This is a genomic window from Paenibacillus sp. JNUCC 35, assembly GCF_058269095.1.
Genome location: NZ_CM177771.1, coordinates 4,728,706 through 4,742,077, shown reverse-complemented (window position 1 = coordinate 4,742,077; position 13,372 = coordinate 4,728,706). Strand labels below are relative to the sequence as shown.

13 protein-coding genes are annotated in these 13,372 nt (G+C 50.9%); 12 read left to right on the top strand and 1 reads right to left on the bottom strand.

All coding sequences use genetic code 11. The annotated features are described in order from the left end of the window. Nucleotides 1–131 precede the first annotated feature (131 nt). The 12 genes from AC2TF6_RS21440 (at nucleotide 132) to AC2TF6_RS21385 (ending at nucleotide 11,903) form a co-directional block, all read left to right on the top strand. Nucleotides 132–788, top strand: coding sequence for a response regulator transcription factor (locus tag AC2TF6_RS21440; RefSeq protein ID WP_218229322.1), 657 nt, complete (start codon nucleotides 132–134; stop codon nucleotides 786–788). A 3-nt stretch (nucleotides 789–791) separates the two neighbouring features. Next, nucleotides 792–2,231 carry a sensor histidine kinase gene (locus AC2TF6_RS21435; protein WP_491308409.1) on the top strand — a complete coding sequence of 480 codons (1,440 nt, stop codon included), beginning with the start codon at nucleotides 792–794 and terminating at the stop codon, nucleotides 2,229–2,231. Further along, nucleotides 2,228–2,980, top strand: a complete 753-nt coding sequence (locus tag AC2TF6_RS21430) for a hypothetical protein (protein ID WP_491308408.1) — start codon at nucleotides 2,228–2,230, stop codon at nucleotides 2,978–2,980. Before AC2TF6_RS21435 ends, AC2TF6_RS21430 begins: the two co-directional genes overlap by 4 nt. A 176-nt stretch (nucleotides 2,981–3,156) precedes the next feature. Beyond that, nucleotides 3,157–3,885 (top strand): N-acetylmuramoyl-L-alanine amidase family protein, encoded by a 729-nt coding sequence (locus AC2TF6_RS21425; RefSeq protein WP_491308407.1) that lies wholly within the window; start codon nucleotides 3,157–3,159, stop codon nucleotides 3,883–3,885. Nucleotides 3,886–3,915: 30 nt separating this feature from the next. Beyond that, nucleotides 3,916–5,316: an ABC transporter substrate-binding protein gene (locus AC2TF6_RS21420; protein ID WP_491308406.1), complete on the top strand. Its 1,401-nt coding sequence runs from the start codon at nucleotides 3,916–3,918 to the stop codon at nucleotides 5,314–5,316. 19 nt (nucleotides 5,317–5,335) lie between these two features. Next, nucleotides 5,336–6,229 (top strand): carbohydrate ABC transporter permease, encoded by an 894-nt coding sequence (locus AC2TF6_RS21415; RefSeq protein ID WP_491308405.1) that lies wholly within the window; start codon nucleotides 5,336–5,338, stop codon nucleotides 6,227–6,229. Between the two features lie 20 nt (nucleotides 6,230–6,249). Then, the gene (locus AC2TF6_RS21410) at nucleotides 6,250–7,119 is read left to right on the top strand and encodes a carbohydrate ABC transporter permease (RefSeq protein ID WP_491308404.1); all 870 of its coding nucleotides are present in this window, start codon (nucleotides 6,250–6,252) and stop codon (nucleotides 7,117–7,119) included. A gap of 50 nt (nucleotides 7,120–7,169) precedes the next feature. Next, nucleotides 7,170–8,333: an efflux RND transporter periplasmic adaptor subunit gene (locus AC2TF6_RS21405; protein WP_491308403.1), complete on the top strand. Its 1,164-nt coding sequence runs from the start codon at nucleotides 7,170–7,172 to the stop codon at nucleotides 8,331–8,333. Nucleotides 8,334–8,570: 237 nt separating this feature from the next. Then, nucleotides 8,571–9,638 carry a type I glyceraldehyde-3-phosphate dehydrogenase gene (gene gap, locus AC2TF6_RS21400; protein WP_491308402.1) on the top strand — a complete coding sequence of 356 codons (1,068 nt, stop codon included), beginning with the start codon at nucleotides 8,571–8,573 and terminating at the stop codon, nucleotides 9,636–9,638. A gap of 76 nt (nucleotides 9,639–9,714) precedes the next feature. Then, nucleotides 9,715–10,017 (top strand): hypothetical protein, encoded by a 303-nt coding sequence (locus AC2TF6_RS21395; RefSeq protein ID WP_491308401.1) that lies wholly within the window; start codon nucleotides 9,715–9,717, stop codon nucleotides 10,015–10,017. A 282-nt stretch (nucleotides 10,018–10,299) separates the two neighbouring features. Further along, nucleotides 10,300–11,247: a helix-turn-helix transcriptional regulator gene (locus tag AC2TF6_RS21390; protein ID WP_491308400.1), complete on the top strand. Its 948-nt coding sequence runs from the start codon at nucleotides 10,300–10,302 to the stop codon at nucleotides 11,245–11,247. A gap of 65 nt (nucleotides 11,248–11,312) precedes the next feature. Continuing rightward, entirely contained in the window at nucleotides 11,313–11,903 is a 591-nt protein-coding gene (locus tag AC2TF6_RS21385) for a DinB family protein (RefSeq protein WP_491308399.1), read from the top strand. Between the two features lie 278 nt (nucleotides 11,904–12,181). Here AC2TF6_RS21385 and AC2TF6_RS21380 read toward each other — a convergent pair whose 3' ends face one another. Next, nucleotides 12,182–13,360, bottom strand: coding sequence for a DUF4272 domain-containing protein (locus AC2TF6_RS21380; RefSeq protein WP_491308398.1), 1,179 nt, complete (start codon nucleotides 13,358–13,360; stop codon nucleotides 12,182–12,184). Nucleotides 13,361–13,372: the final 12 nt, after the last annotated feature.

The following is a 13,372-nucleotide window of genomic DNA, read 5'->3' as shown; positions in this document are numbered from 1 at the left end:
CTTCCGTGTTTCCGAACCTTTGGAGGCGATTGGAGACGATTGGAGGCATACATGCCGTGTGCATGTTTAATGGCGGTGCGTTATCATATAGAAGATAGCAGAAGCTCAAACTAAAAGTAGGGGATTACCGGATGCAGAAAAAGATTTTGATCGTGGAAGACGATATCCATATTTCCAACATCATTAAAATGAATCTCAACATCGTGAACTATGCGACGGCAGAAGTCTACGACGGTTTATCCGCGCTCGATGCGGTAAAACAAGACAAATTCGATCTCATCCTGCTGGATGTCATGATCCCTAAGCTGGACGGATTTGCGTTGATGGAAAAAATTCAGTCCTGCGGAATCCCGGTTATTTTTCTGACGGCGAAAAATTCGGTGTACGACAAAGTCAACGGACTGAGGCTGGGGGCCGACGACTACATGGTCAAACCGTTCGAAGCCATCGAGCTGCTGGCCCGGATCGAAACCGTACTGCGCAGGTACGGCAAAGAAGAACGCGTCATAGAGTTTCAGAACCTTCAAGCGGACTTGAACAAAAGAGAAGTGACCCTGCAAGGGGAACCCGTCGAGCTGACTCCGAAGGAGTACGATCTGCTGATTGTGCTGCTGAGGAATAAGAACATCGCCCTAACCAGGGAGCAGTTCATTGATAAAATATGGGGGAGCGACTATTACGGGGAAACAAGAACGGTCGATATGCATATCAAATCGCTGCGCAAGAAGCTTCACCTGCAGGATCACATTAAGACCATCTACAAAATCGGTTACCGGCTGGAGGATTAACCGATGAAATTTTGGCAAAAGATTTATTTGTTCTCGATTCTGGTCTTCGTCTTCATCTTTAATGCGGCTTCCGTCATGGTCATCGAGCGGAGCCACGGCAAAATGCTGGATCAGGAAATCAACGGCGCGTTAAGCCAGAACATGAGCATTCATTCCAGCGTCGATGCCATTGTTCCGATTCTTCGTATTTACGATTCCATCGATTATGAGAAAACGGTATTAACGAACATGGCCAATGAATTTGTGGCGAAGAATAGCGACCAACGCATTTATTTGGAAATCTTGGACGATACGAACCGGGTCATTTTCAGCAACAACGATTTCAAAATGCCGGAGCACCGCGAGGAACTGGACAAGCTGGCCATGGATGAAATCCATTATATTTTACGGGATATCGGCAATCGCACCCTGCTATTTACATCGAACCATACGGAAATCAATCACAAGAACTATGTGTTCACCTACACGAAAGACGTGACTCCCTTATACCAGGATCGCATGGATCAATACGGTTTTTTCATCAAAGTGGACATCGCCGCCTGTTTGCTTTATATGCTCATCATGTTTTTCGTGAGCAGAGGATTGACCAAACCGATTGATCGTCTTAACCGGACGGCCAGGGTTATCGCACAGGGCGGCTTTTCGGAACGCGTCCGACTGAAATCGAAGGATGAAATAGGCGTTCTGGCACAAAATTTTAATGAGATGGCCTCGGCTGTCGAGGAAAAAATAAATGACCTGAAGCGGCATAATGAGGAGAAGCAAAGGTTCATTGATAATTTTACCCATGAATTAAAAACGCCGTTGACGTCGATTATCGGGTATGCCAACTTCTTGAGGACCACCAAATACAACGAAACGCTGTACTTGGACGGATTGAACGTCATTTATTCGGAAGGCAAACGCCTGGAGTCGCTTTCGATGAAGCTGATGGATCTGATTGTTCTGCAGGAGGATCATTTCCACTTGGAGGAGCATGATCTGGGAAGCGTCGTTGCCGAAATCGAGCCTGCGTTGGTCATGATGGCCAAGGAACACCGGGTTACGATCGTCACCGATTTGGAGAAAGGGAGGCTGCGGCTGGAAAAGGATTTGATTAAAGTTTTGATTTTTAATCTGGTAGACAATGCGCTCAAAGCCTCCGCAGAACAACAGAGCATTACGATTCGGACTTACTGGCGGGACAACCGCTGCATTCTTGAAGTGAGGGATCAAGGCATCGGGATTGCCGAAGAGCATCGGGACAAAATTTTTGAACCTTTCTATATGGCGGATAAAGCCAGAACGAGAAGCAGCAATGGAGCGGGCCTGGGCCTCGCGATTTGTCAAAGCGTAGCCGGTATTCATCATGCTGTGATCGAAGTGAGCAGCCTGGAAAACGAGGGCACGACAATCGGAGTCATTTTCGAGCGGACAAATCCGGAAGGCGGGATGAATCCATGAACAAGCTCATCATGATTATTCTATGCGCATTATTTCTCGTTTTGGCGACAGGGTGCGAGGGATTTTTCAATACGGTCAAGAAAGACACGGTTCTGGTCAAAAAAATAACCCAGGAGCATAAAACGAGTGAAGTGAAATACGAAGGCGTTCTTGCTCAGGATACGGTGAAGACACTCAGCCTCAATGCGGTCAACAAGACCTACAACGAGAAGCTGAAGTTGGAAGAAGCCCGATTCGAACTGATGGCGGTGGACCGAAAGAAGCTCGAAGATCTGCTGAATAAGACGGAGTACGGGGTCAGACCGATGCTGGATAAGAATCAGGAGCTAAAGATCGATTCCGAGACGGAATTGAATAAAGTCCCTGGCGGTTTATTTTATGTAACCTTGACCCACATAGCGGATCCCTATGAAGTGTATGAACTTGTTCTTAACGCGAGAGACGGCGAGGTACTGAAAGTTTCCAGTGACATCTCAAAGCCGGCCCCTGTTGAAAAGGAACCGAGCGTAATCCAGGACGGGGGGATCGAGATCGCTAACCGGTTTATTCAGGAAAAGGGAGCTTATGCCTTATCTGATCTGATTCCGGAAATGAAAACAGTCCAGAAGGGCGTCGCTGCGGAAGTGTATTACAAGAGCAAGGAAACTGAATCGTTAGTCTACAGTGTCAGGGTTAATTATAGAACGAACCAAGTGATCGGATTCAGCAAGGACATCATGGCTGTACTCGGTTATTTTTCAGAGTCGTAGGCCAGCGTATCACAGGCCGGCTGCAGAGGCAGCCGGCTTTTTTGTGCTGTCCTTTTGTCTTTTTTACAAGTTCTATATAAGTCTATCTCACTTATCCTATATTCGCGTACTACACTGATGGAGTGCCACCCGTGAGTGTAGGAGAACGTCAGAGAAAATGGGAGTAAGGAGAGAGCATGAAAAGGAGCAGCAGAAAACAACTTCAGAACCGCAGAGCGATATGGATGAGCCTAATCGTGTTAACGGGAATGGTCTGGTCGTTATATAAGCTGTCCGCGTCCCTGACTTTAGCGAGTGCAAGCAAATCTTTAACGGAGTTGGCCGTCTCGCCCGGCAAAAATCATGCAGCGCTGCAAAATGGGACAAGCCGCTATAAAATCGTGATCGATCCGGGGCATGGGGGCAAGGATCCCGGCGCTGCGGGAGCGAGCGGCAAGCAGGAGAAGGCGTACACGCTCGCGCTTTCTAAAAAGGTGTTTGACCAGCTCCGGCAGGATCCGGTATTTGAGGTGTTTATGACACGTACGGATGACACCTTCGTCGAACTGGAGGATCGCGCCCAAATCGCGAATGAGCTTGATGCGGACGCATTCATCTCCATTCATGGGAACACCTACAAGGATCCCGATGTATCCGGCACCGAAACGTTTTATTACGCGGACGATAGTTTTGCGCTCGCACGCAAGGTTCATGAGCAACTGGTAAAATCGACCGGATTCAAGGACCGCGGTGTGAAAAAGGAAGGCTGGAAGGTACTGAGAGACAGTAAACATCCGGCTGTTTTTCTGGAAGTCGGGTATCTCACGAACCGGAACGACGAAACGGATATGCTGAGTGAAGCCCACCAGATTCGAACAGCCCAAGCCATTGCGAATGGAATCAAGAACTATTTCGCGGCGTTTTAACTTTATATGCAAAAGAAGGGAAGGATCCACATGAGAAAAGTTTCATTCATTTTAATCGCCATCGTCCTTATGGTTTCGGCCTCGGCTTGCAGCAGCCGTACGGGCAATGGAGAGGCTACCGGAACCCAAAACGGGGATAAGACAACACAAAGTCCTGACGGGGGAAAGACGGAAGGAAAGAAATCCGACGGCGGCCCGAAAACGATCGTGTTTTCCACGTTTTTTCCGGATAATTTCTTTAAGGAAGCTAAAAAGAAATATGAAGCGAAGCATCCGAATATCACAATCGAGCTGAAATATGTGGAGACGGACGATGCACATGGAGAAGAGAATAGTGAAAAATTTATAAAAACGACGAATACCGCCCTATTATCCGGGAAAGGCCCCGATTTGATCGAAATGGATTTATTGCCCATCGGAAATTATGTGAATAAAAAATTGTTGGCCAATATGAGCGAAATGATGGATAAAGATCCAACCTTTAAGAAAGATCAATATTTCACGAATATATTGGACAACGTTAAGTTAAACGGCGGGATTTATGGAATGCCCTTGAATTTCTTTACCTACGGGTTCATCGGGAATGAAACGGCGATAGAGAAAAGCGGACTGAAGATCGACGACAAGAACTGGGATTGGAGCCAGTTTACCGACGTTGCCAAAGAGTTGATGAAAAACGGGAATCTGAAGAATAAATCCGCGTTATTTAGTACGCCGGAGTATCTGCTGAATGAGAGGGTTAAGGAACAGTATGCCGCGTTTGTGGATCCGGTGAATAAAAAGGCGAATTTCGAGACGGCTGCTTTTACCGGGCTCATGAAGCAGGTGAAATCCCTTTTCGATGACCAACTTGCCACGGAAAAGCCGGTTCAGGCTTTGTTCAATAATGTTTCGATCATTTCACCGGAATATTATATCCGCGATTTAAAGCAGAGCGAATATTTATCGAAAGGATATGAGTTTACATCCAAGCTTTACGCCAAACCGCACGCGGAAGGACTGAAAGCCGGAGGATACTTCCGGACGTATAAAACCATCGGGATCAACGAAAAGTCTTCCGTGAAAGAGGAAGCATGGGATTTCCTTAAATTTATGCTGTCCGATGAGGTTCAACACGCGGCGGATACGGCCGGGTTTCCGATGAATAAATCCGTTTACGAGAAGCGAGTGAAGGAACTGCTGAAAGTAGGGAAAGTGAAATCCGATCAGGAAATGGGTGTTTTGAAGGACAAAATGTTCGACATCACGGCCAAGGATATTCAAGATTTGGACCGGTTCCTTTCCGAAGCGATTTATCCCGTCGAATTTAAGCCTTCCAAGATCGAAGAGATTATCTCCGAAGAGGCCAAGTCCTATTTCAAAGGGCAGAAATCAGCCGAAGCCGCGGCGAAGTTAATTCAAAACAGAGTGACCACTTTCCTGAATGAATAATCAGGAATCGGGTGATGACATGGCGGACAAGCTTTATCGGAGCAACCCGTTTAAACGAAAGGCCAAAGATTGGATAGTCGTTTTTCTTTTCTTGGGTCCGAGTTTAACAGGGTTTGCGATTTTTTATCTGATTCCGTTTGCCATGGGGTTTTTCTACTCTTTTCAGGATAGTACGCTTGACGGCTCTTTTGTCGGTTTCGAAAATTATAAGGAATTGCTGGCGAGCGGATCTTTCCGCAATGCGGCAGCCAACACCTTTCTTTTTACCTTTGTAAGCGTGCCGCTGATCCTTGTCCTGTCCTTGATATTTGCTCTCTTGCTGAACCAGAAACTGTTTATCCGGAATTGGCTGCAGACGGCCTTTGTTTTACCGCTGGTGGTACCCGCAGCCTCTGTTGTGATGATTTGGCAGATTTTATTCGACTGGAACGGTTCTGTGAACGCGTGGATGCAGAGCTTGCACTTGGAGCGGATCGACTGGATGAAATCGGACTGGTCCGTGGGGGTGCTGGCTGTCGTGTACAGCTGGAAAAATATCGGGTACAACATCATTTTATTTTTGGCGGGCCTCCAAAGCATACCGAAGGACTATTACGAAACGGCGGATATCGAAGGCGCCGGAACATTCCGCAAGACCATTCATATAACGCTTGTGTATTTGACTCCGACGATGTTTTTGGTCGTTCTGATGTCCATTATCAATTCCTTCAAGGTTTTCCGGGAAACGTATCTGATCGCGGGGGATTATCCGTACGACCGGATCTATATGCTTCAGCATTATATGAACAACATGTTTCTGTCCCTGGATATTCAGAAGCTGACGGCCGCGGCAAGTTTAATGGTCGGCTGTATTCTCATCCTCGTGACCCTCATGCTTTTCATAGAACGGCGCTTTAGACAGTTCATTGATTAGATGCAAGGACGGTGATAACGTTGACTTTGTTCCGGAAGGTCTCGCTGACGCTCGTGATGGGAGTTATCGCTGCGGTGATGCTGTTTCCCATTGCGGTCACCTTTGTAAACTCGCTTATGACGGAAGGTGAAATCGCTCATAATTATGAGCTGATCGGCAAAATGTCCGATACCGCAGCAGGGGGGAAAGAAGGCTTTGTCAATCTGAAGCTGATTCCGGACTGGCTGTCGTTCCATCAATATATGGAAGTGCTGGTGTACAAGCCGGTGTTCCTCCAAATGTTCTGGAACTCCGCAGGGTTGGTCGCGCCTATCATCGCCGGGCAAGCTCTGGTCGCCTCTATGGCCGGCTATGCTTTCGCCAAACTCCGGTTTTGGGGACGGGATAAGCTGTTTGTCGTGTATATCATGACCATGCTGATGCCGTTTCAGGTTACATTGGTTCCCAATTATATGATGGCTCAGAAGCTTGGACTTTTGAACACGGCATCCGCCATTATATTGCCGGGCATCTTCAGCGCTTTCGGGGTTTTTATGCTCAGACAATTCATGCTGCATATTCCGAATTCCTATATCGAAGCCGCCCAAATGGATGGGGCCGGGCATCTGAGGATTTTTTACAAAATTATTCTTCCGCTCATTCAGCCTGGAATCGCCGGGTTGATTGTCCTGCTGTTTGTGGACAACTGGAATATGGTCGAGCAGCCGCTTATTTTTCTGGAGGATTCGTTCAAGCAGCCGTTATCTTTATATTTGTCGCGTATCAACGAAGGAGCCAGGGGCGTCGCTTTTGCCGCATCCGTGCTGTATATGACTCCCATGGTGCTGCTGTTCTTACATGCGGAGTCCCATTTTATCGAAGGGATTCAGTTATCGGGAATTAAAGGATAGCCGGCACCTGCGAGTCCAAAGCTCCTTCTGAAATGTAAGAGGTGGTCCTAATGGAATTGCTGCATGCCGGGCAGGCGAGTGACAGACGCAAAAGAAAGATTCGCCTCTTTTCCGGTTTATTTATCGGCCTTCTGGTCGTATTTACGCTGCTCAGCAACACGTTCATGGCTTTGACTATCCCCAAGGTCGCGGTTGTAGCGCCGAGCCGGGGCCAACTTGTTCATACGTTCAAAGGCAGCGGCGTCATCAAGTGGAGGGCTGAAACCGCCTTAACGAACAGCACGGGGTGGAAAGTGAAGAAGGTGGAAGTGAAGGAAGGGGATCGCGTCAAGCAAGGGCAGACGCTGGTGACTTACGACAGCAAAGATGCGGAGCAGGATATCCTGGACCAGCAAGCCGGTCTTAATAAGCTCAAGCTTACTATGGAAGAACTGCAAAGCCATTTTATTGAGGCGTCCCAGAACGGAGAAGAGAAGAGTATTGAGGACGCCAAGCGTGCCATGGAGATTCATAAAATCGATCTGGAAGTCCAGCAGCGGAAAATACAAAATCTTCAGGAAAAGTTGAAAAAGAACGTCAAGTTGACGGCTCCGTTCAACGGAATCGTCACGAAGGTAAACGCCAAGGAGGGGCTTTCTTCCGAAAACGGAGGCTATGATGTCCGCCTATCCGACGAAAGCCTCGGTTTTGAATTTGAGCTGTCCGTCCCGGTCGATATCGCTGCCGCGCTAAAAGCGGGAGACAAGCTGGAAGTCCAAATGGATGGTCCTGCTGCCGAAAAAGTCGAAGGTCAAATTTCGAAAATCCACGAGCCCGGTATCCCGGATAAAAGCAAGACAGATGAAGGCAGCGCCGGTGAGGGCGGTAATACGGCCATGAGTTTGCCGATGAAGCGTCTTCTGGTGACGCTGCAAGGTGCGGGCTTGAAGGAAGGCGCCGGTGTCCGGGTGGAACTGAACAGAGCGACAGATCCCGATGTACTAGTGGTAGACAATAAAGCCATTCACGAAGATAAAACCGGAAAATACGTCTTTACAATCGAAGAAAGAAACGGTCCGCTTGGCAACGCCTTTTATATCCGCAGAACATCCATCACCGTCACTGACTCGGATGATAAAGTATCGACGGTCACCCAAGGCCTATTCGAACAACAGCAAATCGTAGTCGAGAGCAGCGAGCCTTTGCAGGATGGCGATAAGGTGCGGATGCAATGAGGACGGATGAGGTTGAGATCCGGAGGTGCCAAAGAAACGGAAGCGTAAACGTTAGCGGAGAGAGATCTTTAGGGATTCTCTCTTTTTTTGATTTAATTGACCCATGTATAATACTCATATATAAACAATACAAACATACTATTGTCTTTTATGACGTCATAAATTATAATTGTGATGTACTAATTAATCGACATATGCGAATCATCTTATATTTCACCTTACAGAGGAGGAGTTAGCTTGTCACAGGCTGCAGGAATTAGAGGAATCGGGATCAGCGGAATGGGGAGAATCGGACGTCTTGTCGTTCGGAAAATGTTTTCGGATAAAGGGCAGACTTCTCCGCTCAAGGCGATCAATACCATTTATCCGGCGGAAACGCTGGCTCACCTTTTAAAATACGATTCGGTCCACGGAAGATGGAATGCGGATGTGAAAATTGCCGACGGCTGCCTCGTCATTAACGGACAGTCTATCCAGCTGACGTACGAAAGGGAACCGGAGAACATTTTGTGGGGACAGATGGGAATCGATCTCGTCATTGACGCCACCGGTAAATTCAACGACCGTCAGGGTTCTCAGAGACATCTGGCCGCCGGAGCTTCCCGAGTTCTCATTACCGCGCCCGGCAAGCAGATGGATTTTACCGTCGTGATGGGCGTCAACGACCACCTCTATGATCCATTCAGGCATACCCTTGTATCCGCCGCATCCTGCACGACGAACTGCGTCGCTCCCGTGCTTCATATTCTGGATCAGGCGTTCGGCGTCCAGAACGGATGGATGAGCACGGTGCATTCCTATACATCGGATCAGAAGCATCTGGACAATCCGCACAATGATCTGCGCCGAGCGCGGGCGTGCACGGAATCGATCGTTCCTACCACGACGGGTGTAGGTAAAGCGCTTACAGATGTCCTGCCTCACTTGGCGGCGTATGTTCAGGGAGTTTCTCTACGTGTGCCGACGCAGGATGTTTCGCTGGTGGATTTGACTGTGAAGGTGTCCCGCACGGCTTCTCTGGAAGACGTTAAAGCCGCTTTCCGTAAAGCGACGGAAGGTGCTATGTCCCCGTATGTCGCCTACTCTGAGGAGCCGCTTGTGTCCGTCGATTATGTGGGCTGCCCGAACTCCGCTGTTGTGGACGGTCTCTCCCTGATGGCGATGGGCGATCAGATCAAAGTGCTCGCCTGGTATGACAACGAATGGGCGTATGCCTGCCGTGTCGTGGAGCTGGCGGGGCTTATGCAGGATAAAGCCGGCGCCCGTCAGTCCCGTGATGCCGAGGTCAGCAGCATGTTCGCCTAACTTCCCGGGCTCTGTATGGTATACTAAAAACAGAAAATAAAATGTCCAAAGTTCCCAAAAAAGGGAACTTTTTCTTTTGCGGGGAGTCTGTTATTTCAACAAAATCGTCAGGCATTTCTGGGGAGCCCGGGAAGAGTTCGAAGGCAAAAATTTGCGGATCGAAGGCATTCATACGAGTGACGGCGTTAAAAAACCGGTGCTGCTGCAGGAAGACGGCAGTGTCATATGGGAATACGAGTGGGGACCGACCTACGGTCCGATAAACGGGGCGGATGCGAGCTTGCCCTCGCTTATCAGGCTGGACGAAAGCGAACAGTGGCGCCTCGATTTTTATTTGGGCGGGAAATTTTTCGTAAGTATGTTTGTTAGCGCCGAATAGCTATGGAGATCATAGAAAGCGCAGCAGGTATAAATGATCGAACCGAGCAATGGTAAACGACAGTGTCTAAACTGTCCGCCGATATCATTCGCGTAAATTTGACTTGCTATGGAGGGGACAAAAAGAGGGAAGGAGCTGACGGCCGCAAGAAGCCTCGGCTCCTTTCCTTCTTGCTTTCGTTCTTTCTTTGCCCGGCGGTAAGAAAAGCTGGCACACTCCCGCCTCGGGGGTTACGATAGGAGTAACTATCAGACACGTTGGCGACAAGGGGGGCTTCACGCCATGAACAAAACCGACCGCATGCTGGCTATCATTTTGCGGCTCCAGCGCAAGGGCACGCAGCGCGCGGAAGATCTCGCCGCAGCCTTCGAGACGAGCGTGCGCACGATCTACCGCGACATGCAGGCGCTCTGCGAAGCGGGTGTCCCGGTCGTCGGGGCGCCGGGACAAGGGTACTCGCTCGTCGAAGGCTACTTCCTGCCGCCGGTCAGCTTCACGGCGGAAGAAGCCGTCACCCTGCTGCTCGGCATCGAATTTGTCGAGCAGCAGTTCGACGAGGCTTCCCGCGCCCAGGCGGATGCAGCGCGGGCCAAGCTCGAGGCCGTCCTCCCGGAGCGGGTGCGCCGGGAGTCCCAGAGGCACCGCGAGGGCATGAAGCTCCTCGCGGGTCTGGGAAGCGCCGCCGGGAACGGAACGGCGGCGCTGGCTCTGCTGCGCGGCGCGGCTCTGCAGGAGCGCACGGTGCGCTTCGCTTACGCGGCGAAGGATGCGGCCATGCCGGGAGGCGAGCGGCTGACGGTGCGCGAAGCCGATCCTTACGGGCTGGTGTACTTGAACAGCTCGTGGATGCTGATCGCCTTCTGCCGGCTGCGCCGGGAAATCCGGCATTTCCGGCTGTCCCGGATCAGCGAGCTTGCGCTGCTGGAGACCACCTTCGAGAAGCCGGAAGAGTTCGACCTCCGGTCGTACAAGCCGGCGGATGACCGGCAGGGGCAGGTCCGCCTGCTTTTTCGCCGCGAGCTTGCAAACCGGGTTCGGGAAATGAACTACTATTATATAGAAGAAACGCAAAATGTGGAGCAGGGCCTGCTCGTCACATTAAAGGTCCGGTCGCCTGAGGAGATCCTCCATTGGGTGTTGAGCTGGGGGGCGGGCGTTGAAGTGTTGGAGCCCGAATCGCTGCGCGTCCGGCTGCGGGAAGAAATTCGGCACATGGCAAAACGCTACTGACATACTGTTGTCAGCAGCGCTATTTTATACTGGGTACAACTTCACCTTAAAGGAGAGAACGACCCATGCAAACGAACCAAAACCAAAGCCTGAACCAGAACCAGAACTTGAACACGCTCGACACTCTGAACCGTTTCGAACAATTGGCCGAGACCTATATTCAGGAACTGGAAAATTACAGCCTGGAAGAGCTGACCCGCAAGCCCGATGAAGAACAATGGTCGCTGGGGCAAATGTATGTGCATTTGATCAAGTCGGCTTTATACCGGCATCTTCCTATAATGGAAACCTGCCGTACTTCTTCCGGTACGGACGGGGCGGCCGGGAAAACGGAGAGAGGCGTAGAAGCCTACGCCTGCGGTAGCTACCCGCCGATCCGAATCCAAGTTCCGCCGTCCAAGGAATACACGCCGCTTCAGCCGGAAAGCAAAGAGCAGCTCTCCGATGGCCTTCGTGACGTTATTCGCGCCATGCGAGCCATCCAGCCGGTACTGGCCGATATTCCACCCGCCAATACGGTGGAGCATCCCGGCTTCGGGGGATTGAACGCGGTGGAATGGTTCTCGCTGGTGGAGATGCACTACCGCCACCATCTGCGCCAGAAGGAGCGTTTGGACGCTTTTCTGCGGGAGACAAAGGAAGCTGCCGAGGCCTGATATCTGCGAGCTGTAGTGGAGGTGCCGTCATGCTATATCGCATTTCCTGCCGAGAATTCACATTCAATGCGGACCCAGGGTTCACATAAGCGGCAGCCGCCTGCCCATAAATAGGACGGACAATGTCCGAAGGCCGGATAAAATCAAAAACTGCCTGTCGGCAGCGCAAGCAGCCCAAAAAGGAGCAGGCTCATAAAAGAGCTGCTCCTTTTTGGTATGGGGCGGCGTGGTTTATCGACTATGCTTGGAGCCTCATCCCATGCCCTATGTACCCGGCCCTACGTATCCGTGCTTACGTCATCCCACTCCGCATCCATATAGCGGACCAGCCAGTTCAAAGCCCGGTGCCTCTCCAGAACGACGCCGCCGTCCAGTCCGGCCGGGGCGGGATTGCCTTTGATCCGGGCATCTACGCAAGCCCAGTCATAGCGGTAAATCCGGTCCGCTTCCTCGAGAATGTCTGCTTTCGATCGGATTTTTGCCTGCTCATGGAACGTGTCGAAATTGCCTGCCAGCCTCAAAGCGTCCACGGCGGCTTGAACGTCGCATACGGAGTCGGGATAGCCCAGTTCTTCCACGTACCCGACGGACCAGAGCAGCACCCAGTAGCATTCGTACATCCAGGCGAACTGGATGGCATCCGTCGGATCGGGCGAATCGCTTTCGAGGAAAGCCCGTTCTTTCTCCGTAAAGAAAGGGGAAGCGCCGTACAGCTCGATAACGCCCTCGATAAACTCTTTCGCTTCTTTGATGTCCGCGCCTTCGGCAAGGTCCGCGCCGTACATGGCGATCATGCATAGAGCGGCTGCGCGCGCGGCGATTTCCTCCTTCGTCCGGATAGCGGCGAATTCATCGCCGTCGATGACCGGCAAGTGCTCGATGACGGGCACGCCCTGTTCCGCCAGCAAAGCCATATTCCGTTCTTTCCGCGCTTCCGCGGATGGAGACGACTGGATATGGGCGTCGATCAGATCCGTGCTGACCGTGACGGTGAAATCTTCTACCTCGGACTCCCCCTGTGCGCTCAAAACCACCCGGCCCTCCGGGTTTAGCAGCTGGCCGGTCGGCAGGAACAACACGGCATGCACGCGGGACGCCACCTCCAATATCCGGTTCATCGTCTCCGGGTCGATTTCCTTGGAAGATACGATGCCGACAGCCGCGTTAAGAGCGGAGATCTGCTTGAGTACTTTGGCTTGAATGTGTTCGTGCGGCGTTTCGATCTGGCTGAAAAAGCCGTACATCCCCCGGATCATCGGCTCGAACTCATCCCGATTGCCGTCCAGCGTCATCAGGGAAAACGTGACGGTCGTTTTGCTGAAAAACTTTTTATCCACCACTGTAATCTGGCTTCCGTCCGGCGAAATCTGAACCTGCTTGTCCCCGAAGGCGGTGCGGATGGCCTCCGTTATTTTTTCGTACCCTTTTATCGAGATATAAAGCGTACACTGATTCATGCTGCACTTCCT